This is a genomic window from Seohaeicola sp. (assembly GCF_048006315.1).
Taxonomy (GTDB): Bacteria; Pseudomonadota; Alphaproteobacteria; order Rhodobacterales; family Rhodobacteraceae; genus Seohaeicola.
This window is the reverse complement of sequence record NZ_CP180350.1, coordinates 1378098-1403530: the sequence shown is the minus strand read 5'-3', so window position 1 is coordinate 1403530 and position 25433 is coordinate 1378098. Positions and strand designations below refer to the sequence as shown.

The window sequence follows — 25433 nt, the reverse complement described above, 5'->3', positions numbered from 1 at the left end:
TCAAACCTGTCCGCGCGATTGCAGGCGCCACTGCCGCCACGCCCATATCAGCGAAAGCAGATACAAAAGGTCCATCACCATCAGCGTCAGCCAGGGAAAACTGATCAGCGCGGCCAGGAAACAGACGAAGCCGACGTAGAGAAGGCGCACATTCTCGCGCTGGATGGTCAGCGATTTCAGCGACCAGGTCGGCAGGCGGCTGATCATCAGCAGGCCGACCCCCAGCATATAGGCCGCGATCACCATGTCGGGAATCGGCGGCAGCCCCGGCACGGCGCGATCCAGAAACAGGGGCAGCATCACCAGAAGCGCACCGGCGGGCGAGGGGACCCCCTCGAAATGGCGACTTGGTTTTTCGGTGTCGCTGGCCTTGGTGCCGACGTTGAAGCGCGCCAGGCGCAGCACGCAGCACAGCGCATAGATCACCACGGCGATCCAGCCCAGGTTGCCCATGTCCTGGAACGCCCAGAAATACATCAGAAGACCGGGCGCGATCCCGAAGTTCAGGAAATCGGCAAGGCTGTCCAGTTCCGCGCCCAGTGCGCTGGCACTTTTCAGCAACCGGGCCAGGCTGCCATCCAGACCGTCCAGCACCGCGGCCAGCAGCAAAAGCTGCACCGCCACGTTGAAATTGCCGCTGGTGGCATAGCGGATCGCGGTCAGGCCTGCGCAGATCGCCCCCACCGTCACAAGGTTCGGCAAAAGCTGCACGATCGGCAATTCCCGCCGCGAACGGACGGGCGGCAACTGGTCGGGATCAGGCAGTTCGCCCATCACGTGCTCCTTCGGTCGAGGTCAGGTCGGCAATGACCGTCTCGCCCGCGATCATGCCTTGCCCCACGGTGACAAGGGGTGCCACGCCATCGGGCAGGTAGACATCGACGCGGCTGCCGAAACGGATCAGGCCAAAGCGTTCGCCGGTCAGCAGGCGCTGTTCGGGCTTGGTCCAGCACACGATCCGGCGCGCGACCAGCCCCGCGATCTGCACCACCGCGATCTGGCGGCCATCTTCCATTTCGATGGCCAGGGAATTGCGTTCATTGTCGACCGAAGCCTTGTCCAGCGAGGCATTGAAGAATTTGCCCGGCCGATAGGCCACGGCCGTGACACGGCCTGCGATGGGCGCGCGGTTCACATGGCAGTTGAACACGTTCATGAAGACGCTGACCCGGGTCAGGGCATGATCGGCCATCCCCAGTTCGGCGGGCGGCACGGCTTTCTCGATCAGCGAGATCACCCCGTCCGCAGGGCTGATCAGCAGCCCCTCGCGGGTGGGCGTGGTGCGCTTGGGATCGCGAAAGAAATAGTAGCACCAGACCGTCAGCCCCACGCCGATCCAGCCCAGGGGATCCCAGATCATGAACAGCACGATCGAGATGACTGCAAAGATCGCCACGAACTTGCGCCCCTCGGGGTGCATCGGTTTGATGAAAGTGTCGAGCATGGTCATGGTCTGGGTCGTCCTTCGCGATGTTGGGGACTGCCCTACAACCTTGCGCGCCATGGCGCAATGCGGCTGACTGGCGTGGTGCAAATATGCGAAGCGCCCGTCATGCGTCACGAGGACAGCGTTCCGTTTCGAAACACGAAAGCGGATTGCGCCGTCGATGGTCAGGCGGGCCCGTCAACAAGGGCTGCCGCAACCGCGGCGGAAATGGGAATGCCCCCATGGATTTCCACGAAAAGGAATTGACCTGCCTCGTTGCACTCGAGGAAGACATGTCTTCCGGCGGAATCCGTGCGCAGATCAAACGCACCATACCTGAGGCCCATCGACGCCATGTAGCGGCGGATGCAATCCTCGACCGGGGACGGCAAGGCGACACTTGCGAAGGTTGCGTTCAACTCGGGGCGCCAGTCGATATGCGTGAAGCCCTCGGGGCGTAGGACCCGGGCCGCGAAAATAGCATCGTCAATGACGGTGACGCGCAGGTCATCGCCGCCCAGAATGGCCTTCTGGAACATGGTCGGACAGTTGGACAGGGCCTGATCGTCGATATCTTCGTCCGGCCGGACCAAACGCGTTTCGATGAAGGCCTGCGCATGTCCGTTCATGGGCTTGCAGACGATGTCGCCGACCCGGTCGCGGAACCGCAGGATCGAATCCTTGCGCGTGGTCACAAGGGTTTGCGGGATGCAGAAACCGCTTTCCTGCGCGATGTGCAGTTGCAGCAGCTTGTTGTTGGCCTGGGCCGCCCGATCAACCGGATTGATGACATTCGTCATCGACAGCAGCCAGCCTTTCAGCGTCGTGTCGATCTCCTTCTGCATGAAAGCATTCGTCGCCTCGTCAAGATCGTCGAGGGGTTCGGGCCGGGATACGCGCCGCCACCAGGCGCCGGTCACATCGACCGGATCTATGCCATGCTGCTTCAGGCAAACCGAAATGCCCCGCGATCCGGCGCCGATGACATGCTCGATGTCAAGGTTCGCCCGATAGCCGCGCAGATCGACAATGACCGCGTCGCCCCCGCGCTTTCTGATCTCGGACTGCACGGCCAGCGAATGCACATCCTCCGCGCCACTGAAGATGACGATCATGATCTAGTCGTCGGTCCTGTAACCATCGCCTTGGCAATCGTCCTGGACGCGCTGGTCGTAATTCATGCCGGGTGCCGTGAACACGACGCAGGAACTGGTCGTGTCATAGGTACAGGTGCTCTGCGCGGCGGCGGCAGCGCGTCCCCCCCATTCGCGGCGCGAGATGATCTCGTTGATCAGCATCTCGAGGTCGGGCCGCTCGGGCAGTGGCGTCGGATTGAACGGCAGCCTGGGGGTCAGGCCAATGCGACCGAAATAGGCATTCTCGCGCGCGATGGCCTCGGGTCCAAGGCTGACGACCTGCGTATTCAGTCCAGGCTGTGATGACATCACATAGGGCGCGTTTGCCATCCGGGGCTGGCTGGGTTGATCCTGAACGGGACGGCTTACGATATGGGCCTTGCGGGTGGACAGGTCCGTGAAAACATAGATCGGCTCTTTCAGCAGATCTCCCACATCTTCCGAGAAGATCGGGATTTCTATGGTGCCGCTGATGCCCGCCTGCAAATCCCCCTCGACCGAGACAAGCCGCGCCGATCCGATCATCTTGCCTTTCACGCGCTTCTCGATCTCGGCCGCGATCTCGTCATCGTCAAGTGCGACGGCCAGCAGATGTGTCAGGGGGTCCATTGACCCCACGGCTGCTTGCTTGACGGCATCCTTCAGTTTCTTGAGGGGGGAAAGTTTCTCGGACATGGCACACTCACACTCTGAACGATCGAAAAAACAAATGTTCCGTCCCGTGAGCATGACGCATTCAAGCAGATTTTCAATCCTGTTTTCTCTGCCCTTGCTTCTCCGGGGGGCAGGGGCCGCCGTCGGACAGGATACGGGATCGCATGCGCTTGCTGCCCGTATCCGTCGTTGCACAAGAAAAAACCCCGCACGATGGCGGGGTTTTCCTTGGATGCTGTAACGGTCGATCAGTTCGGGATCGTGCCTTCGATGCCTTCGACATAGAAGTCCATGCCCAGCAGCGTGCCGTCGTCGGCCACTTCGCCTTCAGCCAGCCAGGCCGAACCGTCCTGCTTGTTCAGCGGACCGGTGAAGGGGTGGTATTCGCCCTTTGCGATCGCCTCTTTCATGGCCAGCGCCTCGGCTTTCACGTCGGCGGGCACCTTGTCGGTGATCTCGCCGATGCCGACCATGCCCGGCCCGATGCCGTCCCAGGTGTCGGTCGAGGTCCAGGTCCCGTCCATCACGGCGCGGGTGCGCGCGATGTAATAGGGTGCCCAGTTGTCGATGATCGAGGACACGCGCGGACCATCGGCATATTCGCCCATGTCCGATGCCTGGCCGAAGCCGATGATGTTGCCTGCCTCGGCGGCGGCAGCCAGCGGCGCGGTGGAATCGGTGTGCTGCAGGATCACGTCGGCACCCTGTTCGATCAGGACCTTCGCGGCGTCAGCCTCTTTCGCGGGATCGAACCAGGTATAGGCCCAGACGATCTTGAACTGGACATCCGGGTTCACCTTGCGCGCATGGATGAAGGCCGAGTTGATGCCGCGGATCACTTCGGGGATCGGGTAGGAGCCGATGTAGCCGATGATGTTCGATTCCGTCATCTTGCCTGCGATGTGGCCCTGGATGGCGCGGCCCTCGTAGAAACGGGCGGAATAGGTCGACACGTTGTCGGCGCGCTTGTAGCCGGTGGCGTGTTCGAATTTCACATCCGGGAACTTGGCGGCCACGTTGATCGTCGGGTCCATGAAGCCGAAGGATGTGGTGAAGATCAGCTTGGCACCGTCCAGCGCCATCTGGGTCATCACGCGCTCTGCATCCGGGCCCTCGGGCACGGATTCGACAAACACGGTCTCGACCTTGTCACCGAATTCGGCTTCGACAGCCAGGCGGCCCTTGTCATGCTCATAGGTCCAGCCGCCGTCGCCGACGGGGCCCACATAGACAAAGCCCACCTTGAGCTTGTCCTGCGCCATGGCGCCGGTCGCCAGGCCCAGGCCCAGCGCCAGCGCGGCGGTGGTCAACAGTTTGGTCAGTTTCATTCAGGAATCCCCCTGTTAGGTGAACGTCATAGTTTTGGCCTCAACGTGAGGCATGGAAAATACGGCCCAACGAGGCAGGTGCACTGCTCTTGTCGGCCGACATGATGACCAGCACGAGGATGGTGATCAGATAAGGCGACATTGCCAGATATTCGACCGGGATCGCAACGCCCGCCGCTTGCAGATTCAGCTGAATCACGGTCACGCCGCCAAAAAGATAGGCACCCAGCAGGACGCGCCAGGGCTTCCAGCTGGCAAAGACCACCAGGGCAAGGGCGATCCAGCCGATTCCGGCCGTCATCCCCTCGGTCCATTGGGGCACGCGGATCAGGCTGATATAGGCGCCACCCATCCCGGCGCAGGCCCCGCCGAACAGGATCGCCATCATGCGGATGCGCACGACCTTGTATCCCAGCGCATGGGCCGCCTCGTGATTTTCGCCGACCGCGCGCAGGATCAACCCGGCGCGGGTGTATTTCAGCATGAACCAGACCGCCGTGACGATGATCAGCCCCAGATAGACCATCAGATCATGCGAGAACAGGATCCGTCCCAGCACCGGCATGTCCGACAACCCCGGAATGTTCAGCCGCGGAAAGGACGGCGGGCGGATACCCTGGTAGCCCTGGCCGATCAGCGCCGAAAGGCCCAGCCCGAACAGCGTCAGCCCCAGCCCCGATGCCACCTGGTTGGCCAGCGCCACCTGCGTCAGAAGCGCGAAAAGCAGCGACAGAACGGCGCCGCCCGCCGCCGCCGCCAGCACGCCCAGCAGCGGATTGCCCGTGTTGACCGCGATGGCGAAGCCGCAGATCGCGCCGGTGATCATCATGCCTTCGACGCCCAGGTTCAGAACGCCCGCCTTTTCCACCACAAGCTCGCCCACCGCCGCCAGCAGCAGCGGGGTCGCCGCCACCATCAGCGAGGCCAGCAAAAGGATCGGGTTGATTGACGACAGATCCATCATGCCACCTCACGCCATGTCAGCCGCAGCCGGTAATTGGTCATCACGTCGACGGCCAGCAGGAAGAACAGAAGCATCCCCTGGAACATCTGGATCGCCGCCGCAGGCAGGCCCAGCCGCGATTGCGCGATCTCGCCTCCGATATAGGTCAGTGCCATCAGCAGGCCCGCCATCAGGATCCCCAGCGGGTGCAGCCGACCCAGAAACGCCACGATGATCGCGGTAAAGCCGTAGCCCACGTTGAAATCGATGCTGACGCGTCCGGCGGGCCCCGAAACCTCGAACATGCCCGCCAGCCCTGCCAGCGCGCCAGCCAGACCCAGACAGATCAGCACCAGCCGTCCCGGATTGACGCCCGCAAAGCGCGCGGCGCGCGGCGCCTCGCCGGTCAGGCGGATGTGAAAGCCAAGGATGTGCCGGGTCATCAGCACATAGGCAAAGATCACCGCCACCATCGCGGCGACCACGCCCCAATGCATCCCCGATCCCGCGATCAGCTCGGCATTATGGGCGCTGGGATATTGCTGCAGGTTGCGCGAGCCGGGAAAGCCGAAGCCCTCGGGGTTCTTCATCAGCCCCAGCGCCATCGAGGCCAGCAATTGCTCGGCCACATAGACCAGCATCAGGGATACCAGGATCTCGTTCGTGCCGAACTTCACCTTCAGCACCGCCGGGATCATGGCCCAGGCCCAGCCCCCCAGCGCCCCCGCCATGACCATGAGCGGAAAGATGAACCATCCCTCCATCGGGTAGAAGGCCAGTCCCACGCCAGCGCCGCAAAGCGCGCCGACGATATACTGCCCCTCGGCCCCGATGTTCCAGATGCCCGCCCGGAACCCCAGGCTCAGGCCGATGGCGATCAGCACCAGCGGCGCACCCTTCACCAGTAGCTGCGGGCGGTAGAAAAACGCGAATTCCGAAAACAGCGGATCCCAGAAGACCGTGCGGATCGCGACCAGCGGATCCTTCCCCAGCAGCGCAAAAAGCGCGCCGCCCGCGATCATCGTGGCAATCACGGCCACCACGGGGGCCAGCCAGACCCAGGCCTTCGAGGGTTGCGGCCGCTTTTCAAGCTTCAGCATGGCGCGGTCCCCCGGTCATCGTTCTGCGAATGCTCATGTTCCAACGCCTCAGACATGCGCCACCTCCATGTCATGGGCGCCACCCATCATCAGGCCGATTTCCTCGATGTTCAGCTCGGATGTCGGGCGGATGCGCGACAGCCGCCCCTCGTTCAAGGCACCGAACCTGTCAGCGATCTCCATCAGCTCGTCCAGATCCTGGCTGATCACGACCACGGCCGTGCCGCCCGCCGCCAGATCCAGCAGCGCCTGCCGGATCGCGGCGGCAGCGGATGCATCGACGCCCCATGTGGGTTGATTGACCACCAGCACCTCGGGGCGCTGCATCACCTCGCGGCCGATGACGAATTTCTGCAGATTGCCGCCCGAGAGCGACCGTGCCGCATTGCCCGGTCCCGGCGTGCGTACGTCAAATCGCTGAATGATCGCTTCGGCAAAGCCCCTGGCGCGGCCCCAGTCCAGAAAACCGCGCCGTTCCAGCCCCTCGCGCAGCGATCCGGTCAGCATCGCGTTCTCGGTCAGGCTCATGTCGGGCGCCGCCGCGTGCCCCAGCCGTTCCTCGGGCGCGCACAGCAGGCCGATCCGCCGCCGCTCCATCGGCCCCAGCATGCCGACCGCCCTGCCATGCATCTTGACCATGTCCGGGCCGCTGCGCAATTCGCCGGATAGCGCGCCCAGCAACTCGTCCTGTCCGTTGCCCGCAACGCCACCAAGACCCAGCACCTCGCCCTGCCGCACCTCGAGGCTGATGTCCTTGAGAGAGCATCCAAAGGCCGAAGGCGAGCGGACCGACAGCCCGCTCAGTTCCAGCGCCACGTCGCCCAGCGCGCGCCCGCTGCGTTCGGGGGTATGCAGCACCGTGCCCACCATCATTTCGGCCAGCGCCCGCGCGGTGGTGTCGGCGGGGGTGCAGGTGGCCACCTTCTTGCCCAGCCGCAGGATGGTCGCCGTGTCGCACAACGTGCGGATCTCTTCCAGCTTGTGACTGATATACAGGATCGCCACGCCCTCGGCCGTCAGCTTGCGCAGGGTCTGGAACAGGATCTCCACCTCCTGCGGGGTCAGCACCGATGTCGGCTCGTCCATGATCAGCAGGCGCGGATCCTGCAACAGGCAGCGGATGATCTCGACCCGCTGACGCTCGCCCGCCGACAGGTCGCCCACGGTGCGGAACGGATCCAGCGGCAGGCCGTAGGTTTCCGACACCTCGCGGATGCGCCCGGCCAGGTCGGCAAGGCGCGGTGGATGTTCCATCCCCAGCGCGATGTTCTCTGCCACGTTCAGCGCGTCGAACAGCGAGAAATGCTGGAACACCATCGCCACACCGGCGGTGCGCGCGGCGCGCGGCTCGGCAGGGGCGTAGGCCTTGCCCTGGAAGATCATCGTCCCGTGATCGGGTTTGACCAGCCCGTAGATCATCTTGACCAATGTGGACTTGCCCGCGCCATTCTCGCCCAGAAGGGCATGCACCTCGCCCTTCATCACCTCGAAGGACACATCGGAATTCGCGACAACGCCCGGATAGGCCTTTGTCAGGCCCTTGATGCTCAGAACCGGTGCCGTCATGCGCTGCGTTCCCTTCTGTCGGTTGTGGCTGCGATATCGCTCAATAAGCCCGAGGCGACGCCAATGGCAATCGCCTGCGGGTGTTTGCCCAAGCCGGGTGTCCCGATGGGGCAGCGGATGCGCGCGATTTGGGCGGGCACATGGCCCAGCGCCCCCAGGCGCGACCGAAAGCGCGCCCATTTGGTGGCCGACCCGATCAGGCCCGCGCCGGCAAAGCCATGCCCCAGCAGCCCGTGACAGAGCGCAAGGTCCAGCGCATGCGAATAGGTCAGGATCAGGTGATGCGCGTCATGCGGTGCATGCGGCACCAACCGTGCGGGATCGGCGGCGGGCAGGGCGGTGACACCCGCGCCGATGTTCTCGGGGAAGCGTTCCGGTCCGGTGTCGATCCAGGTGATCGCCAGGTCGGGCAGGGGCGACAGCGTGGCCACAAGCGCCCGCCCCACATGGCCCGCCCCCCAGATCCAGAGGGGTACCGAAGGCCGCGCCAGGGGTTCGACCATCCAGCCCGCGATCAGCTGCGCAAGGGGCCGTTGCCCCTGCGCCCGCGCGCCGTTCAGCAGGCGCTGTACCGCAAGGGGCATCTCGGCGCCCGGCGCGACGGGGCGCACGATCACGTCCCGCCCCTGCCATGCCGCGACTGTCGTGGCGTCATGCACCTCGGTCAAAAGCTGCAGGTTGCCGCCGCAGCATTGCCCCAGGTCGGGGCCCAATGCATGCCGCGTCAACCGCGCCGGGGGACCGCCCGCCAGCATCGCGCGCGCCGCCTGCCCCGCCTGATGCTCCAGCGCGCCGCCGCCAATCGTGCCGGCCTGCCCCTCGGGCCAGACCAGCATCGCCGCGCCCACCTCGCGCGGCGCGGACCCGCGCACCTCGGCGATCACGACCCGTGCGACACGGCCATGGCGCTGCACGGCGCCGTGCAGGGCATCGAGGTCAAATCCCATCGCGGACCCGCCTGACGGCCGCCAGGATGCGCTCGGGCGTGGCCGGCGCATCCAGCGCAGGATACCCCGGCCCGCAAGCGGCCACCGCATCCGAGATCGCCATCAGCGCCGAAATTCCCAGCATGAAGGGTGGCTCGCCCACCGCCTTTGAGCGATAGATCGTGTCCTCCCGGTTCGCCCCTTCCCAGAGGCCGACATTGAACACCGCAGGCCGGTCCGAGACGGCGGGGATCTTGTAGGTGGACGGCGCATGGGTGCGCAACTGGCCTTTCGTGTCCCAGACCAGTTCCTCCATCGTCAGCCAGCCTGCACCCTGCACATAGCCGCCTTCGATCTGGCCGATATCCAGCGCCGGGTTCAGGCTGGCGCCCGCGTCATGCAGCAGATCGGCCCGCAGGATCCGCGTCTCTCCGGTCAGCGTGTCGATCACCACTTCGGTCAGGGCGGCACCATAGGCGAAATAGAAAAACGGCCGCCCCTGGCCCTTGATGCGGTCCCATTCCACCTTGGGGGTGGCGTAGAAACCGGTCGCCGACAGGCTGACCCTTGCGGCATAGGCCGATTGGGCGGCTTGCGCGAAGGTCAGGGTATGATCCTGTCCGATATGGACGCATCCATCGGCGAAAGTGATGTCGTCATTTCCGAACCTCTCGGCCAGATGGGCGGCCATCCTGTCACGGATCGTGTCGCAGGCCGCCTTGACCGCCATTCCGTTCAGATCCGATCCCGATGACGCCGCCGTGGCGGATGTGTTCGGCACCTTGCCCGTATCGGTGGCGGTGATCTTCACCGCCCCCACGTCCAGCCCGAACCGCGCCGCCGCCACCTGCGCCACCTTCTGGAACAGGCCCTGGCCCATCTCGGTGCCGCCATGGTTCATGTGCACCGATCCGTCCTGGTAGACATGCACCAGCGCCCCGGCCTGGTTCAGATGGGTCAAGGTGAACGAGATCCCGAACTTGACCGGCGTCAGCGCCAATCCCCGCTTGAGAACAGGCTGCGCCGCATTCCAGGCGGCGACGGCCTGCCGCCGGGCGTCATACCCGGCCTCGGTCGCAAGCCTGTCCGTCATCGCATGCAGAATGAAATCCTCGACCTCCATCCCATAGGGTGTGGTCTGTTTCTTCTTGCCGGAAATATCCTCGGGGGGGCGTTCACCAGGGGTGAACGGGGGGGCGGACAGCCCCCCTGCGCCGCCCGCCGCAGGCGCGGCCTCGGCATAGTAGTTCGCCCGCCGCACCTCCAGGGGGTCGCGGCCAAGGTGATGGGCGATGTGATCCATCACCCGCTCGATCCCGACCATGCCTTGCGGGCCGCCGAATCCGCGAAACGCCGTCGCGCTCTGCGTGTTGGTCTTCAGCCTGTGGCTTTCGATGCGGGCATTCTCCAGCAGATAGGCATTGTCGGCATGCAGCATCGCCCGATCCGCCACCGGCAGCGACAGGTCCTGCGCCCAGCCGCAGCGGACATGGTGCACGAAGTCCACGCCAAGAACCCGCCCCGCATCATCGAAGCCCGCAACATAGTCGATCCGGAAATCATGACGCTTGCCGGTGATCACCATGTCATCGTCGCGGTCGTAGCGCATCTTGCAGGGCCGCCCGGTCATCGATGCCGCGACGGCACAGGCCACGGCCAGCGCATTGCCCTGGCTTTCCTTGCCGCCGAACCCCCCACCCATCCGGCGCACCTCGACCCGCACGGCGTGCATGGGAACCCCCAGCGCCTCGGCCACCTTGTGCTGGATCTCGGTCGGGTGCTGGGTAGAGCTGTGCACCACCATGTCCCCGCCTTCCTGCGGCAGGGCCAGGGCCGCCTGGCCCTCGAGGTAGAAATGTTCCTGCCCGCCGACCTCGAACCGCCCTTTCACGCGATGGGGCGCCGCGGCGATCGCGGCGGGCGCATCGCCCTTCGAGTAGATGCGCGGCCCATCCTCGAACCGGCTGTTCGCGGCCAGCGCCTGGTCGATGGTCAGGATCGGTGCTTCCTCGGCATAGTCGATCCGGCCCAGCCGTGCCGCGCGACGGGCCGCCAGGTGGCTCTGCGCGACCACGGCAAAGACTGGCTGACCGATGTAATGCACCGCACCCGCGGCCAGCAAGGGCTCGTCATGGGCCGAGGGCGAGACATCATTGGCAAAAGGCAGGTCATCCGCCTTCAGCACCATCACGACGCCCGGCGCCATGCGCACGGCGGACAGGTCCATGCCGGTGATCCGGCCCCGCGCCACACCGGACAGGCCGAAGGCAAGATGCAGGGTACCCGCGGGCAGGGGGATGTCATCGACATAGCGCGCCTGCCCCGTCACATGCAGACGGGCTGCGTCATGGGGCAGGGGGCTGGCGACGCTCATGGCTTCACCTCCATGATCCCGGCGGTCTGGCCCGTATCTTCAAGGAAATAACGCCGCAACATGTTTGCCGCAGCCTCAAGCCTGTAGTCGGCCGAGGCACGCAGGTCCGACAGCGGCGTGTAATCCTGCGCGAAGGCCTGCATCGCGCGGTCGATGGTCGCCTCTGACCACGGCTGACCGATCAGCGCCCCTTCGACATGGGCCGCGCGCTTTGGCGTGCCGGCCATGCCGCCAAAGGCGATGCGCGCCTGCGCGACACGGCCCCCGGACACCGTGATGGAAAGACATCCGCAGACCGCCGAGATGTCCTGGTCGAAGCGCTTGGACAGCTTGTAGCAGCGCAGCCGGTCAGGCTGCCGCGGGATGCTTATGGCCTCGACGAACTCTCCGGGGCGGCGATCCTGCTTGCCGTAGTCCAGAAAGAAATCCTCGAGCGGCATCTCGCGCCGCGCATCGCCCTGCCGCAGATGCAGCACCGCCCCCAGCGCGATCAGCGCGGGCGGGCCATCCCCGATGGGCGAGCCATTGGCGATATTGCCCCCGATCGTGGCCGCGGCGCGCACCTGCGCCGAGCCATAGCGGCGCAACATGTCGGCAAACGAAGGGTGCAGCCCCTCGATCGCGGGGATCAGGCGCGCGATGGTCACGCCCGCCCCGATGCGCAGCCTGTCCTGGCCCGGCTCGATCCGCTGAAGATCGGCGCAGCGGTTCAGAAAGATCACCTGACCCAGCTCGCGCATCTGCTTGGTCACCCAAAGCCCGACATCCGTGGCCCCTGCCACCAGCGTGGCCTCGGGGTTTGCCGCATAGGCTGCGGCCAGATCATCTGCGGAGCGGGGCTGCATCAAAGCGGGGGGCTTGCCGCCCCCCACGTCGAACCCTTGGTTCGACGATCCCCCCGCGGATATTTCCGGCAAGAAGAAGTCGTGATCGGCGATCATCCAGTCCGGCACGGGCCTGTCTTCGGCGGCGCGGGCGGCGCGGATGATCGGCGCATAGCCGGTGCAGCGGCACAGGTTGCCGGCCAGCGCGGTGTCGTGGTCCTTGTCCCCGTTCAGATGCGCCACCGCCATCGCGGCGATGAAGCCCGGTGTGCAGAAGCCGCATTGGCTGCCGTGGTGATCCACCATGGCCTGCTGCACCGGGTGCAGGCTGCCGTCCGGGCCGGTGATGCCTTCGACCGTGCGGATGGCGCGGCCATCGAGTTGCGGCAGAAAGAGGATGCAGGCGTTCAACGCCCGGCTGCTGCCATCTGGATCGGTGACCATCACCGTGCAGGCCCCGCAATCGCCCTCGTTGCAGCCCTCCTTGGTGGCGGTCAGCCCCCTTGTTTCGCGCAACCAGTCCAATGCGGTCGTGGTGGGTGCCACATCGCTGAGCACCACGCTTTCCCCGTTCAGAAGAAAGGAGATATTCATGAAGAAAAGCCTGCCGCCTTACCGGTTTTTTGCCCCGTGTTGCGCTGTCTCGATGCGGCGTAGAGCAGCGCGGGCCCCTGTTGGTTTCCGGCAGGAAAGCCCGGATTCGGCCTCTTGGCAAGAAAAAGCTGCATGGCGGCTTTCGGCTGGCCCCGGGCGCGCCCGGTTTTTCGGCGCTTTCGCGGGGCCGGTCCATGCGGTAGCTTTCCCGCATGAGCAATTCCCCCCAATTCATCCACCTGCGCGTGCATACCGAATATTCCCTTCTAGAGGGGGCGGTGCGGCTGAAGAAGCTTCCCGGTCTGTGTGCGGCGGCCGGCATGCCCGCCGTGGCCGTGACCGACACCAACAACATGTTCGCCGCGCTGGAATTTTCCGTGGCGGCAACTGGCGCCGGGGTGCAGCCGATCATTGGTTGCCAGGTCTCGGTCGCCTATCTGCCTGCCCAACCGGGCGAGCGGCCGCGCGATCCTGCGGGGATCGTGCTTCTGGCGCAGAGCGAGGTCGGATACGAGAACCTGATGCGGCTGAACAGCTGCCTCTACCTGGACAAGGCGGGCCAGTTGCCGCAGGTCACGCTTGAGGAGTTGCAGGAGTTCAGCGCCGGTCTGATCTGCCTCTCGGGTGGGCCGGACGGCCCCGTGGGCCGATTGCTGCGGGCAGGCCAGCGTCCGGCGGCCGAGGATCTGATGCGCAAGCTGGCCGCGATCTATCCCGACCGGCTGTATGTCGAACTGCAACGCCATCCCGAGGGTGGCGGCTTGCCCGAGGCGGAACGCCTGTCCGAACGTGGCTTTGTCGAAATGGCCTATGCCATGGATCTTCCGCTGGTGGCCACCAACGATGTCTATTTTCCGAAATCAGACATGTACGAGGCACATGATGCGCTGATCTGCATCGCCGAGGGCGCCTATGTCGACCAGCAGGGCCCGCGCCGCCGCCTGACCGCGCAGCATTATTTCAAGTCGCCGCAAGAGATGGCCACGCTGTTCGCCGATCTGCCCGAGGCGATCCAGAACACCGTCGAGATCGCGCGCCGCTGTGCCTTCAAGGCGTTCAAGCGCCCGCCGATCCTGCCGAAATTCGCTGATGACGAGGTGCAGGAATTGCGCCGGCAGGCCAAGGAGGGTCTGGCCGCGCGCCTTGCCGTGATCCCCCATGCCGCATCGGTCGAGGACTATGACAAGCGCCTGGAGTTCGAGCTGGGCATCATCGAGGGCATGGGCTTTCCCGGCTATTTCCTGATCGTGGCCGATTTCATCAAATGGGCCAAGGATCACGACATTCCCGTGGGGCCGGGGCGTGGCTCGGGTGCGGGTAGCCTGGTGGCCTATGCGCTGACGATCACCGATCTTGATCCGCTGCGCTACAGCCTGCTGTTCGAACGCTTCCTGAACCCCGAACGGGTCAGCATGCCCGACTTCGACATCGACTTCTGCATGGATCGCCGCGAAGAGGTGATCCGCTATGTGCAGGACCGTTACGGGCGCGACAAGGTGGGCCAGATCATCACCTTCGGTGCGCTGTTGTCCAAGGCCGCCGTTCGCGACATCGGGCGGGTGCTGCAGATGCCTTACGGGCAGGTGGACCGGCTGTCCAAGCTGATCCCGGTCGAAGGGGTCAAGCCTGTCAGCATCGAACAGGCGCTGGCGCAGGAAGAACGGCTGCGCGAGGCCGCGCGCGCGGAGGAAGTCGTCAAGCGTTTGCTGGACTACGGCCAGCAGGTCGAGGGCCTGCTGCGCAACGCATCGACCCATGCGGCGGGCGTGGTGATCGGGGACCGGCCGCTGGACCGGCTGGTGCCGCTCTACCAGGACCCGCGTTCGGACATGCCGGCCACCCAGTTCAACATGAAATGGGTCGAGCAGGCCGGGCTGGTCAAGTTCGACTTCCTTGGCCTCAAGACGCTGACCGTGATCCAGAACGCGGTCGACCTGATCAAGGGGCAGGGCCGGCATCTGCATATCCGCGCCGATGGGGTGCAGCTCTATGATCCGCCTGAAGGGGCAATGGACGATATCGGCGCGATCCCGCTGGATGACGAGGCAACATACAGGCTTTATGCCAGCGCCAAGACCGTGGCCGTGTTCCAGGTGGAATCCAGTGGCATGATGGATGCGCTGCGGCGCATGAAACCCACCTGCATCGAGGATATCGTGGCGCTGGTGGCGCTGTATCGTCCTGGCCCGATGGAGAACATCCCCACCTATTGCGAGGTCAAGAACGGGCTGAAGGCGCGTGAATCGATCCATCCGCTGATCGATCATATCCTCGAGGAAACGCAGGGCATCATCGTCTACCAGGAACAGGTGATGCAGATCGCGCAGGAGATGGCGGGCTACAGCCTTGGTGGCGCCGACCTGCTGCGCCGGGCCATGGGCAAGAAGATCGCCGAAGAGATGGCCAAGGAACGCCCCAAGTTCGAAAAGGGCGCGATGGCCAATGGCGTCGACAAGAAGAAAGCCTCGGAGGTTTTCGACCTTCTGGAGAAATTCGCCAACTACGGCTTCAACAAATCGCACGCCGCCGCCTATGCCGTGGTCAGCTATCAGACGGCTTGGCTGAAGGCGAACCACCCGGTCGAATTCATGGCGGGCGTCATGAATTGCGACAGCCACCTGACCGACAAGCTGTCCACCTATGCCGAGGAAGTCCGCCGCGGCATGGGGATCGAGATCGTGCCGCCCTGCGTCAACCGTTCAGAGGCCGGGTTCACCGTGCGCGAGGGCAAGCTGGTCTATGCGCTGGGCGCGCTCAAGAACGTGGGCATCGAGGCGATGCGGATGATCACCGCCGCCCGACGTGACGAGGCGGGGCGCGAAAAGCCCTTTGTCACGCTGTTCGATTTTGCCCGCCGGGTGGATCTGAAACGGGTGGGCAAGCGCCCGCTGGAAATGCTGGCGCGCGCCGGGGCGTTCGACATGCTGGACGCCAACCGCCGCCGCGTGTTCGAGGCGCTGGATGCGCTGGTGGGATATTCGGCGGCGATCCATGAACAGAAGGCGTCGAACCAGGTGTCGCTCTTTGGCGAGGCGGGCGACGACCTGCCCGAACCGCGCCTGATGCCCGTCGCGGACTGGCAGCCCACCGAACGGCTGGACGAGGAACACAAGGCCATCGGCTTTTACCTGTCGGGTCATCCGCTGGACGACTACCTGCCCGCCCTCAAGCGGCGCAACGTGATGACACTGGCCGAATTGCAGGCCAAGGCCGAACAGGCTGGCGGCGCCATCGGAAAGGTGGGCGTTCTGGTGTCGGCCTTGCAGGAACGCAAATCCGGGCGCGGCACGCGGTTTTTCCGCATGAACATTTCCGACCCCACAAGCCAGGTCTCGGGGATCGCGATGTTCTGCGATGATTTCGACGCGGCCCGGCGCGTCTTTGATCAGACCCATCAGGTCGTCATGACCCTCGAGGCGCGGTTCAACGAGGGGCAGTTCGATCCCGTCGGGCGATCCGTGACCCCGATGGACGGTGTCGTGGCCGAAGCGGGCGCCACGGGCCTGCGGATCTTCATCGAGGATGCGGGCGCCATCGCGTCCGTGGCCTCGGTGCTGGAACAGGCCGCCGAAAGCCTGCGCAACCTGCCGCGCGGACCGGTGATGCTGTGCCTGATGGATCCCGGCCTGCCCGGCGAGACCGAGATCGACACGGGTCAGGATTTCCCGATGAACCCGCAGATCAAGGGCGCGATCCGGTCCCTGCCCGGTGTCATGGAAGTGCAGGAAGTATAAGGCCTATACCCGTGCAGGCGGTGCGCCTTACCAGTGCGGCGGGCGCTGATCTGCCAGAATGACGCCATCGCCCGCGGCGCTTTCGCGTTCGGCTTCGCGATGCATCAGCATCTCGACCCGGCGCGTCAGGCGGTCGATCTCGGTCTGTTGGGCAGCGACGACATCCGACAGCTCGTCGACCGTGCGGATCAGATGGGCCAGCTTTTCCTCAAGGTGTTGCATCACGCCTCCTTTTGCGATGCAGTCATTAGCACGGGGGCGGATCACAGGGAAGGAGAGGCCATGACAGTCAGGGTGCAACGGCAGGATCGGGTGGCGGTGGTCACGATCGACCGGCCGCAGGCGCGCAACGCGGTCAATCCGGCGACGGCGCAGGCGCTCTACGATGCCTTTCTGGCGCTGGAGTCCGATGCCGATATCGACGTGATGATCCTGACCGGGGCGGACGGCGCCTTTTGCGCAGGCTTCGATCTGAAGACCGCGGCCGATGGATCGGCCGCCAGCTGGATCAAGGCGGTGGATATCCCCGATGACTGGACCGATCCGGTGGGTCAGCCCAGGCCCGGCCCGATGGGGCCATCGCGGCTGATGTTGTCGAAGCCCGTGATCGCCGCGATCGAAGGCCCCGCCGTGGCCGGCGGCATGGAGCTGGCCGCCTGGTGCGACATGCGCGTCATGGCCGAGGGTGCGGTGATGGGGATCTATTGCCGCCGCTGGGGCGTGCCACTGATCGACGGCGGCACCTTCCGCCTGCCGCGCGTGGTGGGGCAGGGCCGCGCCAATGACCTGATCCTGACCGGTCGCCCGGTGGATGCGGCCGAGGCTCATGCCATGGGGCTGGCCGACCGGATCGTGCCGCAGGGGCAGGCGCTGGCCGCGGCGCTGGATCTGGCGCAGGCGCTGACCCGCTTTCCGCAGGGCTGCATGCGGGCGGACTTCCTGTCCGCGCGGATGCAGCCCGCCGATCTGGCGGCATCCTTGCGCCGTGAATGGGCCTCGGCCGCGATGTTTGCCGCCGAAGGCCGTGCGGGGGCCACGCGCTTTGCGGGCGGTCAGGGCCGGTCTGGACGGTTCGACGACCTTTAGCCCCGCTTGCCCCCTTGGCCCGCATCCGCTAGAGGCAAGCCGGACAAGACCGCCCTGCCGAATACCGAGGGAGCCTGCCATGGCCAAGGACAAGAAGACCCCGCGCCCGCGCGCCGAAACGCCGAAAGGGTTTCGCGATTACTTTGGCGCCGATGTGACGATGCGCAGCCGGATGCTGGCCACCATCGCGCAGGTCTATCATCGCTACGGCTTTGATGCGCTTGAATCCTCGGCGGTGGAAACGGTCGAGGCGCTGGGCAAGTTCCTGCCCGACGTGGACCGCCCCAACGCGGGCGTCTTCGCATGGCAGGAAGATCCCGAGCATGACGGCGAGAATGCGAAACCCGGCGACTGGCTGGCCCTGCGCTATGACCTGACGGCACCGCTGGCGCGGGTCTATGCCCAGCACCGCAACGATCTGCCGCTGCCCTATCGCCGTTATGCGATGGGGCCGGTCTGGCGCAACGAAAAGCCGGGGCCGGGACGGTTCCGGCAGTTCTATCAATGCGACGCCGATACCGTGGGCGCGGCAAGCGTGGCCGCAGATGCCGAGATTTGCGCGATGCTGGCCGATACGCTGGAGGAAGTGGGCATTCCGCGCGGCGACTACATCGTGCGGATCAACAACCGCAAGGTTCTGAACGGCATCCTCGAAGTGATGGGCCTGCCCGAAGGCGAGGCCCGCGATGCCGTGCTGCGCACCATCGACAAATTCGACAAGGTCGGTGAGGCGGGTGTGCGCGAATTGCTGACCAAGGGGCGGCTGGACGCCTCGGGCGCCTTTATCGACGGTGTCGGGCTGGATGCGGCACAGGCCGAACCCGTGATCGCCTTCCTGACCTCGAAGGCCGACAGCATGGCCGACACACTGGACAATCTGCGCGCTGCCGTGGGTGCATCGGCCATCGGGGCGCAGGGCGTCGACGAACTGGCCCAGATCGCGGATCTGGTCGCCGCGCAGGGCTACGGCCCCGACCGTATCGTGATCGACCCCTCCGTGGTCCGTGGTCTGGGCTACTACACCGGACCGGTGTTCGAGGCCGAACTGACCTTCGAGATCTTCGACGAGAAGGGCCGCAAGCGGCAATTCGGCTCGGTCGCGGGTGGCGGGCGCTATGATGATCTGGTCAAGCGCTTCACCGGGCAGGAAGTGCCCGCAACGGGCGTGTCCATCGGTGTTGACCGCCTGCTGGCGGCGCTGCGTGAAAAGGGCCGGATGCAGGCCAGCGAACAGGGCCCGGTCGTGGTGACGGTGATGGACCGCGACCGCATGGCCGACTACCAGGCGATGGCGGGTGAATTGCGTCGCGCCGGCATCCGCGCAGAGGTTTATCTGGGCAACCCCAAGCAGTTCGGCAACCAGTTGAAATATGCGGACAAGCGTGCCTCGCCCGTCGCGATCATCGAAGGCGGTGACGAAAAGGCGCGCGGCGTGGTGCAGATCAAGGACCTGGTCCTGGGCGCCCGGATCGCCGAGAACGCCACCCTCGAGGAATGGCAAAGCCGCCCCAGCCAGTACGAGGTGCCGCGCAACCAGATGGTGGCAAAGGTGCGCGAAATCCTCGAAGGGCAGGGCTGATGCCGACCCCGGCCGCACGCACCGCGGCGCGCAGCGCCATCCGCGACGAGGCGACACGCCTGCGCGCCGTCTTCGAGGCGGCAGGTGCACAGGTGGTGGATCCTCCGGTGCTGCAGCCCGCCGATACGCTGCTCGACCTTTATGGCGAGGATATCCGCGCGCGCGCCTATGTGACATCGGATGCCGTGCGCGGCGAACAGATGCTGCGCCCCGATTTCACCGTGCCCGTGGTGCAGATGCACATGGCTCATGGCGCCGAACCCGCGCGCTACACCTATGCAGGCGAGGTGTTTCGGCGGCAGGAGGAATTTCCCGACCGCGCCAACGAATATTTCCAGACCGGATACGAGGTTTTCGACCGGGCCGATCCCGCCGCCGCAGATGCCGAGGTCTTCGCCCTGATCCGTCAGGCGCTGGGTGATCTGCCCCTGCGCGCCGCCACGGGCGATATCGGCATCCTGGCCGCGGCGGTCGAAGGCCTGAACACCACGGATGCGCGCAAGGCCGCGCTGCGCCGCCACATCTGGCGCCCGCGCCGTTTCCGCGCGCTGCTGGATCGCTACTCGGGCCGCGCGGCGGTACCGGAAACGCGGCTGGCGCTGCTGGCGGCGGCTGATCCCTGGGCCGATTGCCCGCCCCTGGTCGGATTGCGCGACCGTGCCGATATCGAGGCGCGTATCGCCGCCCTGCGCGAGGATGCCGCCACCCCGCCGATCAGCGAGAACGAGGTGGCCTTGCTGGACGCTATCCTGGGTGTGCGCGAGACGCTGCCCTTCGCGCTGGAACATCTGCGCGACATCTCGGTCGACATGCCCGCCATCAGTCCCGCCGTTGCGCGGCTGACGGCCAGGGTCGCGGCCTTGTCGGCACGCGGCATCGACGTGGACGTGCTGGAATTCGAGGCAAGCTACGGCCGCACCTCGATGGAATATTACGATGGTTTCGTCTTCGGGTTCTACGCCGAAGGGCGCAGCGACCTGCCGCCCGTCGCTTCGGGTGGGCGCTATGACGCGCTGACCCGCGTTCTGGGGCAGGGGGCAGAGATTCCCGCCGTGGGGGGCGTGATCCGTCCGGGGCTGCTGCTGGATTTGAGGGCCGCATCATGACGATCAAACTGGGGGTGCCCTCCAAGGGGCGCCTGATGGAAAAGACCTTCGAATGGTTCGCGGCCCGTGGCATCACCCTGTCGCGCAGCGCCTCGGAGCGGGAATACGCCGGTGCGGTCGAGGGTATCGACAATGTCGAACTGGTGCTGCTCTCGGCGGGAGAGATTCCGCGCGAACTGGCTGCGGGACGCATCCACCTGGGCGTGACCGGGACCGATCTGGTACGCGAAAAGCTGGGCCAATGGGACCAGCAGGTGCAGGAACTGGCCGAACTGGGGTTCGGCCATGCCGATCTGATCATCGCGGTGCCTGCCGCCTGGGTCGACGTTGACACGCTTGACGATCTTGACGCGGCCGCCGCCGCCTTTCGCAAGCGGCGCGGGTTCCGCATGCGGATCGCCACGAAATATCACCGTCTTGTCCGCGATTTCCTGCGCAACGCTGGCGTGGCCGACTATGCGCTTGTCGACAGCCAGGGGGCGACCGAGGGCACGGTGAAATTCGAAACCGCCGAGGCGGTGGCCGACATTACCTCGACCGGCGAGACGTTGCGGGCAAATCACCTCAAGATGCTGCGCGACGGTCTGATCCTGCGCTCGCAGGCGACGCTCTATCGCAGCCGCGCGGCCGATATGGATGACATGGACCGTGACACGCTCAAGCACCTGTGCCGGATGATCGAGGTCGACTGATCCCGCCTACATTCGGCGCGGATCGAAGGTTTCGGGTTTGGTGCGCCCGGCGCGCAGTTTCAGCGCCAGACCCAGCGCCACGCCGACCCCGATGGCGACGGTCAGATCGACCAGCACGGTCAGGGCCATGGTCAGCAGCAAAAGCACCCGGTCCGAAGGGCGTTCGCGCATCCATGCGCCCCATTTGTGCGGCTCGGCCATGTTCCAGGCGGTCAGGATCAAAAGCCCGGCCATGGCGGGCATCGCCAGCATGCCGGTGGGGCCGGCGGCCAACATCATCATCGCCAGGATCGCGACAGCGTGGGCCATGCCCGCGACGGGCGTCTGGCCGCCCGCGCGCACATTGGTCGCGGTGCGCGCAATCGCCCCGGTCGCCGGCAATCCGCCAAAGGCCGCCGATGCAAGGTTCGCCGCGCCCTGCGCAACAACTTCGGCATTGGGCTTGTGCCGCGCCCCGGTCATGCGGTCGGCCACCACTGCCGACAGCAGGGATTCGATCCCGGCCAGGAACGCGATCACCAGGGCCGAGGGCAGAACCTCGATCATCCGATCCAGCGACAGTTCGGGCATTGCAGGCAGCGGCAGGCTGCGCGGCAATGCGCCAAAGCGGGCTTCTATCGTCTCGACCGGCAGCGACAGCAATGCCGCCGCCCCCGATGTCAGGGCCAGCGCAACGATCAGGCCGGGCAGGCGCGGTGCCGCGCGGCGAAACAGCACGATCAGCACCATCGTGGCCAGGCCCACGCCAAAGGCCGCGATGCTGAACGTGTCGCGCACGGACCAGAGCGCCGGTATCTTGTGCAGCAGTTCCGCCGGTTCGTTCGCCAGCGAAAGCCCCAGCAGGTCCTTGATCTGGCTGGCCGCGATCAGCACCGCGATCCCGATGGTAAAGCCATTCACCACGGCTTCGGGGACATGGGCGATCAAGCTGCCTGCCCGCAACCAGCCCGCGACCAGCAGGATCCCCCCCGCCATCGCCGTGGCCAGAACCAGACCGTCATAGCCGTACTGCGCGATCACCCCCGCCACCACGACGATGAAGGCCCCGGTCGGCCCGCCGATCTGCACGGTGCTGCCACCGAGGGCCGAAATCAGGAACCCTGCGACGATGGCGGTGATCAGACCCTGCGCGGGCGTGGCGCCGGATGCGATGGCAATGGCCAGCGAAAGCGGCAAGGCCACCATGGCCACGGTAATGCCTGCGAAGAAATCGGCCCGGAGGGTCGCTTTTGAATAGGTCGAAAGACTGGTCAGCAATTGCGGGCGGAGCATTCTGTCATGTCCTGAAGGATGCGCGCAGCATGCGTCCGGCCAATGCCCGATTCAAGCGTGTTGTCAGCGGCTTGCGGAAAATGTTTCAGCGCGTCACCCGGCCCGTGCGCGTCAGAGAACCCCGAGGTCGGCCAGCGCGGCACTCAGTTCCGATGGCAGCGCCTGCTCGTCGGCGCGCCCCTTGGGCAGATCGGCGGGCGCGTCCTTGGCTGTCAGGTAACGCCATCCCTGGAACGGACGTTTGAGAGCCTGTGTCGTGCGGATCAGTTCGGGGTCCAGCACGATCGCACAGCGGCGGATGCCGTCGCTGCCCGTCACCTCATCAAGACGCAGGATGCGCTGGCGGCACATGAGGACACCCTTGATCACCCAGTAGATCGATCCGCCGTCAAGGATTTCGGCCTCGCGCTTGGGCCACATGCGGGTGACATGGCGCGGCAAGCCATCCGGGCCCTTGGCCCTTGCGCTGGCCTGCCATGCGGCCAGGTCCTCGACACCTTCGGTGCCGACGGACAGCTTGATCAGATGCAGAGCTTCCGGCATGTCATTTTCCCCAGTGATTGTGGATCATAGCCGTGCAGGCCGCGATATCAAGGTCTGTTGCCGCGCTGAATTGCACGTCTGCGCCGTTGACCCGGACCCGTCTGCGGCCTATCCTCAAAAGCCTTCCGCAAACCCCCGCGCCGTTGCGAACGGCAGGTTTGCACCCCATCTGCCCGCTGATCCGAGGACCCTGCCATGACCCGTTTTGCCGCCCCCATTTCCGAACAGATCTGGGACATGAAATACCGGTTCAAACAGGCCGATGGCACGCCGATCGACCGCTCGGTCGAGGATACCTGGCGGCGGATCGCGCGGTCACTGGCGCAGGTCGAACAGGACAGCGCTGCATGGGAAGACAGGTTCTATGCCGCACTGGAGGATTTCAAATACCTGCCCGCCGGGCGCATCACGGCAGGGGCCGGCACCGGGCGGCGTGTCACGCTGTTCAATTGCTTTGTCATGGGAACGATCCCCGACAGCATGGCCGGCATCTTCGACATGCTCAAGGAGGCCGCGCTGACGATGCAGCAGGGTGGCGGGATCGGCTATGATTTCTCGACGATCCGGCCGCGCGGCGCGGATGTGCTGGGCGTGGCGGCCGATGCTTCGGGCCCCCTGTCCTTCATGGATGTGTGGGATGCGATGTGCCGCACGATCATGTCGGCAGGATCGCGCCGCGGCGCGATGATGGCGACGATGCGCTGCGACCACCCGGATATCGAAGCCTTCATCACCGCGAAATCCGATGCGGCACGGTTGCGCATGTTCAACCTGTCCGTTCTGGTCACCGATCCCTTCATGGAGGCCGTCAAGGCCGATGCGCCCTGGGATCTGCAATTCGACGGCAAGGTCTATCACACGGTGCAGGCGCGCGATCTGTGGAACAAGATCATGAAAAGCACCTATGATTTCGCCGAACCCGGCGTGATCTTCATCGACCGGATCAACGCGGCCAACAACCTGAACTATGTCGAAACCATCGCCGCCACAAACCCCTGCGGTGAACAGCCTTTGCCGCCCTATGGTGCCTGCCTGCTGGGCTCGATCAACATGGCGCGACTGGTGACGGATCCCTTCGGCAAGACCGCACATCTTGACCCCAAGGCCCTGACCGATCTGGTCGCCGTGGCCGTGCGCATGATGGACAACGTGGTCGATGCCAGCCGTTTCCCGCTGGACGCGCAAGCCCAGGAGGCGCAGGCGAAGCGCCGCATCGGCCTGGGAGTGACGGGCCTTGCCGATGCCCTGCTGATGGTCGGCCTGCGCTATGGCAGCGAGGGAGCGGCGCGTCAGACCGAGGAATGGCTGCACGCGATCGCCCGCGCCGCCTATCTGGCCTCGGTCGACCTGGCCAGGGAAAAGGGTGCCTTCCCCCTGTTCGACGCCGAAAAGTTCCTGGCGTCCGGCAACATGCAGATGATGGACGCGGATGTGCGCGAGGCGATCCGCACCCATGGCATCCGCAACGCGCTGCTGACCTCGATCGCGCCCACGGGCACGATCAGTCTTTATGCCGGCAATGTGTCATCGGGGATCGAACCTGTCTTCGCCTATGCCTATACCCGCAAGGTTTTGCAGAAGGACGGCAGCCGCACCGAAGAGGAAGTCGTCGATTACGCTGTCCAGATGTGGCGCGAGAAATTCGGCGATGCGGCCCTGCCGGATTACTTCGTGAACGCCCAGACGCTGGCCCCTCTCGATCATGTGCGCATGCAGGCTGCCGCGCAGAAATGGGTCGACAGTTCGATCTCCAAGACCATCAACTGCCCCGAGGACATCAGCTTTGACGCCTTCAAGGAGGTCTACATGGCCGCCTACGAGTCGGGCTGCAAGGGTTGCACCACATACCGGCCCAATGACGTGACCGGTTCCGTGCTGAGCGTGTCCGAGACCACCGAGAAAACGCCGGAGGCCGATCAGGGCGCCGATGTCATCTACATGTCCGAACCGCTGGATCGCCCGCAGGCGCTGGAGGGCAATACCTACAAGCTGAAATGGCCCGACAGCGAACATGCGATCTACCTGACGGTCAACGACATCATCATCAACGGCCACCGCCGTCCCTTCGAGGTCTTCATCAACTCCAAGAACATGGAACATTTCGCCTGGACCGTGGCCCTGACGCGGATGATCTCGGCCGTGTTCCGGCGTGGCGGTGATGTGTCTTTTGTCGTCGAGGAGTTGAAAGCCGTCTTCGACCCGCGCGGCGGTGCATGGATGGGGGGCAAATACATCCCCTCGATCCTTGCGGCCATTGGCGGGGTGATCGAACGGCACATGATCTCGATCGGGTTCATCGCGGGCGAGGGGATGGGCCTGAAGGCCGACCCGCAAGCCAAGGTCGTGGGGCTTGATGCACCGCGCGGCAAGGCTTGCCCGTCCTGCGGCCAATACGAGATGCGTATGGTCGAAGGCTGCATGACCTGTGCCAGCTGCGGTCATTCCAAATGCGGCTAGGCTAACTGTCTGACAGTTGTCAGTGTGGTCCGGCACCGAAAGTCCGTCTTCGCGACAGAAAACGGATTTTTGAAAGGTGTATGGCCCTAGCTC

General features: G+C 65.1%; 21 protein-coding genes. 6 read left to right on the top strand and 15 right to left on the bottom strand.

The annotated features are described in order from the left end of the window. The 12 genes from pssA to ACMUJL_RS07025 all read right to left on the bottom strand — a co-directional run bounded on the left by pssA (position 1) and on the right by ACMUJL_RS07025 (position 13005). On the bottom strand, positions 1-774 hold the full coding sequence (gene pssA, locus ACMUJL_RS07080) for a CDP-diacylglycerol--serine O-phosphatidyltransferase (RefSeq protein ID WP_068287414.1): 774 nt from the start codon (positions 772-774) through the stop codon (positions 1-3). Beyond that, positions 758-1504 carry a phosphatidylserine decarboxylase gene (locus ACMUJL_RS07075; RefSeq protein ID WP_375569384.1) on the bottom strand — a complete coding sequence of 249 codons (747 nt, stop codon included), beginning with the start codon at positions 1502-1504 and terminating at the stop codon, positions 758-760. Before ACMUJL_RS07075 ends, pssA begins: the two co-directional genes overlap by 17 nt. 107 nt (positions 1505-1611) lie before the next feature. Beyond that, positions 1612-2541, bottom strand: coding sequence for an MvdC/MvdD family ATP grasp protein (locus ACMUJL_RS07070; protein WP_375569386.1), 930 nt, complete (start codon positions 2539-2541; stop codon positions 1612-1614). A 3-nt stretch (positions 2542-2544) separates the two neighbouring features. Next, a complete protein-coding gene (locus ACMUJL_RS07065; RefSeq protein WP_138176631.1) occupies positions 2545-3237 on the bottom strand; it encodes a hypothetical protein in 693 nt (230 codons plus the stop codon). A gap of 227 nt (positions 3238-3464) precedes the next feature. Then, positions 3465-4544, bottom strand: a complete 1080-nt coding sequence (locus tag ACMUJL_RS07060) for a BMP family ABC transporter substrate-binding protein (protein WP_375569390.1) — start codon at positions 4542-4544, stop codon at positions 3465-3467. A gap of 40 nt (positions 4545-4584) precedes the next feature. Further along, positions 4585-5505: an ABC transporter permease gene (locus ACMUJL_RS07055; protein WP_068287821.1), complete on the bottom strand. Its 921-nt coding sequence runs from the start codon at positions 5503-5505 to the stop codon at positions 4585-4587. Then, positions 5505-6587, bottom strand: a complete 1083-nt coding sequence (locus tag ACMUJL_RS07050; RefSeq protein WP_375569392.1) for an ABC transporter permease — start codon at positions 6585-6587, stop codon at positions 5505-5507. The genes ACMUJL_RS07055 and ACMUJL_RS07050 overlap by 1 nt, the downstream gene beginning before the upstream one ends. Positions 6588-6635: 48 nt before the next feature. Then, positions 6636-8153 carry an ABC transporter ATP-binding protein gene (locus ACMUJL_RS07045; protein ID WP_375569394.1) on the bottom strand — a complete coding sequence of 506 codons (1518 nt, stop codon included), beginning with the start codon at positions 8151-8153 and terminating at the stop codon, positions 6636-6638. After that, the gene (gene xdhC / locus ACMUJL_RS07040; RefSeq protein WP_375569396.1) at positions 8150-9100 is read right to left on the bottom strand and encodes a xanthine dehydrogenase accessory protein XdhC; all 951 of its coding nucleotides are present in this window, start codon (positions 9098-9100) and stop codon (positions 8150-8152) included. The genes ACMUJL_RS07045 and xdhC overlap by 4 nt, the downstream gene beginning before the upstream one ends. After that, positions 9090-11453, bottom strand: a complete 2364-nt coding sequence (gene xdhB / locus ACMUJL_RS07035) for a xanthine dehydrogenase molybdopterin binding subunit (protein WP_416914205.1) — start codon at positions 11451-11453, stop codon at positions 9090-9092. Before xdhB ends, xdhC begins: the two co-directional genes overlap by 11 nt. Further along, entirely contained in the window at positions 11450-12871 is a 1422-nt protein-coding gene (xdhA, locus tag ACMUJL_RS07030) for a xanthine dehydrogenase small subunit (protein WP_375569398.1), read from the bottom strand. Before xdhA ends, xdhB begins: the two co-directional genes overlap by 4 nt. Then, positions 12868-13005 carry a hypothetical protein gene (locus ACMUJL_RS07025; RefSeq protein ID WP_375569400.1) on the bottom strand — a complete coding sequence of 46 codons (138 nt, stop codon included), beginning with the start codon at positions 13003-13005 and terminating at the stop codon, positions 12868-12870. Before ACMUJL_RS07025 ends, xdhA begins: the two co-directional genes overlap by 4 nt. Before the next feature lie 78 nt (positions 13006-13083). Between ACMUJL_RS07025 and dnaE the strand changes: the two genes are divergently transcribed. After that, entirely contained in the window at positions 13084-16605 is a 3522-nt protein-coding gene (dnaE, locus tag ACMUJL_RS07020; RefSeq protein ID WP_416914204.1) for a DNA polymerase III subunit alpha, read from the top strand. A gap of 27 nt (positions 16606-16632) precedes the next feature. Here dnaE and ACMUJL_RS07015 read toward each other — a convergent pair whose 3' ends face one another. After that, positions 16633-16827: a SlyX family protein gene (locus ACMUJL_RS07015; protein ID WP_068287440.1), complete on the bottom strand. Its 195-nt coding sequence runs from the start codon at positions 16825-16827 to the stop codon at positions 16633-16635. A gap of 60 nt (positions 16828-16887) precedes the next feature. On the opposite strand from ACMUJL_RS07015, the gene ACMUJL_RS07010 reads away from it, so the two are divergent. The 4 genes from ACMUJL_RS07010 to hisG all read left to right on the top strand — a co-directional run bounded on the left by ACMUJL_RS07010 (position 16888) and on the right by hisG (position 21068). After that, positions 16888-17691: a crotonase/enoyl-CoA hydratase family protein gene (locus ACMUJL_RS07010; protein ID WP_068287445.1), complete on the top strand. Its 804-nt coding sequence runs from the start codon at positions 16888-16890 to the stop codon at positions 17689-17691. 79 nt (positions 17692-17770) lie between these two features. Then, a complete protein-coding gene (gene hisS / locus ACMUJL_RS07005; RefSeq protein ID WP_375569403.1) occupies positions 17771-19270 on the top strand; it encodes a histidine--tRNA ligase in 1500 nt (499 codons plus the stop codon). Continuing rightward, entirely contained in the window at positions 19270-20376 is a 1107-nt protein-coding gene (locus tag ACMUJL_RS07000) for an ATP phosphoribosyltransferase regulatory subunit (protein ID WP_375569405.1), read from the top strand. Before hisS ends, ACMUJL_RS07000 begins: the two co-directional genes overlap by 1 nt. Continuing rightward, complete coding sequence (gene hisG, locus ACMUJL_RS06995; RefSeq protein ID WP_068287450.1) at positions 20373-21068, top strand: ATP phosphoribosyltransferase; 696 nt, start codon at positions 20373-20375, stop codon at positions 21066-21068. Before ACMUJL_RS07000 ends, hisG begins: the two co-directional genes overlap by 4 nt. A 6-nt stretch (positions 21069-21074) precedes the next feature. On the opposite strand, the gene ACMUJL_RS06990 is transcribed toward hisG, so the two are convergent. Next, positions 21075-22340, bottom strand: coding sequence for a SulP family inorganic anion transporter (locus tag ACMUJL_RS06990; RefSeq protein ID WP_416914203.1), 1266 nt, complete (start codon positions 22338-22340; stop codon positions 21075-21077). 111 nt (positions 22341-22451) lie between these two features. After that, positions 22452-22883 (bottom strand): DUF1489 family protein, encoded by a 432-nt coding sequence (locus ACMUJL_RS06985; protein ID WP_068287456.1) that lies wholly within the window; start codon positions 22881-22883, stop codon positions 22452-22454. 195 nt (positions 22884-23078) lie between these two features. Between ACMUJL_RS06985 and ACMUJL_RS06980 the strand changes: the two genes are divergently transcribed. Next, positions 23079-25340, top strand: a complete 2262-nt coding sequence (locus ACMUJL_RS06980; protein ID WP_068287459.1) for an adenosylcobalamin-dependent ribonucleoside-diphosphate reductase — start codon at positions 23079-23081, stop codon at positions 25338-25340. The last annotated feature ends 93 nt before the right edge of the window (positions 25341-25433 follow it).

Excerpts from the sequence above, each read along its gene's own strand:
- pssA (WP_068287414.1), bottom strand. The coding sequence starts at position 774 with ATGGGCGAACTGCCTGATCCCGACCAGTTGCCGCCCGTCCGTTCGCGG.
- ACMUJL_RS07075 (WP_375569384.1), bottom strand. The coding sequence starts at position 1,504 with ATGGCGCGCAAGGTTGTAGGGCAGTCCCCAACATCGCGAAGGACGACC.
- ACMUJL_RS07070 (WP_375569386.1), bottom strand. The coding sequence starts at position 2,541 with ATGATCGTCATCTTCAGTGGCGCGGAGGATGTGCATTCGCTGGCCGTG.
- ACMUJL_RS07065 (WP_138176631.1), bottom strand. The coding sequence starts at position 3,237 with ATGTCCGAGAAACTTTCCCCCCTCAAGAAACTGAAGGATGCCGTCAAG.
- ACMUJL_RS07060 (WP_375569390.1), bottom strand. The coding sequence starts at position 4,544 with ATGAAACTGACCAAACTGTTGACCACCGCCGCGCTGGCGCTGGGCCTG.
- ACMUJL_RS07055 (WP_068287821.1), bottom strand. The coding sequence starts at position 5,505 with ATGGATCTGTCGTCAATCAACCCGATCCTTTTGCTGGCCTCGCTGATG.
- ACMUJL_RS07050 (WP_375569392.1), bottom strand. The coding sequence starts at position 6,587 with ATGCTGAAGCTTGAAAAGCGGCCGCAACCCTCGAAGGCCTGGGTCTGG.
- ACMUJL_RS07045 (WP_375569394.1), bottom strand. The coding sequence starts at position 8,153 with ATGACGGCACCGGTTCTGAGCATCAAGGGCCTGACAAAGGCCTATCCG.
- xdhC (WP_375569396.1), bottom strand. The coding sequence starts at position 9,100 with ATGGGATTTGACCTCGATGCCCTGCACGGCGCCGTGCAGCGCCATGGC.
- xdhB (WP_416914205.1), bottom strand. The coding sequence starts at position 11,453 with ATGAGCGTCGCCAGCCCCCTGCCCCATGACGCAGCCCGTCTGCATGTG.
- xdhA (WP_375569398.1), bottom strand. The coding sequence starts at position 12,871 with ATGAATATCTCCTTTCTTCTGAACGGGGAAAGCGTGGTGCTCAGCGAT.
- ACMUJL_RS07025 (WP_375569400.1), bottom strand. The coding sequence starts at position 13,005 with ATGCAGCTTTTTCTTGCCAAGAGGCCGAATCCGGGCTTTCCTGCCGGA.
- dnaE (WP_416914204.1), top strand. The coding sequence starts at position 13,084 with ATGAGCAATTCCCCCCAATTCATCCACCTGCGCGTGCATACCGAATAT.
- ACMUJL_RS07015 (WP_068287440.1), bottom strand. The coding sequence starts at position 16,827 with ATGCAACACCTTGAGGAAAAGCTGGCCCATCTGATCCGCACGGTCGAC.
- ACMUJL_RS07010 (WP_068287445.1), top strand. The coding sequence starts at position 16,888 with ATGACAGTCAGGGTGCAACGGCAGGATCGGGTGGCGGTGGTCACGATC.
- hisS (WP_375569403.1), top strand. The coding sequence starts at position 17,771 with ATGGCCAAGGACAAGAAGACCCCGCGCCCGCGCGCCGAAACGCCGAAA.
- ACMUJL_RS07000 (WP_375569405.1), top strand. The coding sequence starts at position 19,270 with ATGCCGACCCCGGCCGCACGCACCGCGGCGCGCAGCGCCATCCGCGAC.
- hisG (WP_068287450.1), top strand. The coding sequence starts at position 20,373 with ATGACGATCAAACTGGGGGTGCCCTCCAAGGGGCGCCTGATGGAAAAG.
- ACMUJL_RS06990 (WP_416914203.1), bottom strand. The coding sequence starts at position 22,340 with ATGCTCCGCCCGCAATTGCTGACCAGTCTTTCGACCTATTCAAAAGCG.
- ACMUJL_RS06985 (WP_068287456.1), bottom strand. The coding sequence starts at position 22,883 with ATGCCGGAAGCTCTGCATCTGATCAAGCTGTCCGTCGGCACCGAAGGT.
- ACMUJL_RS06980 (WP_068287459.1), top strand. The coding sequence starts at position 23,079 with ATGACCCGTTTTGCCGCCCCCATTTCCGAACAGATCTGGGACATGAAA.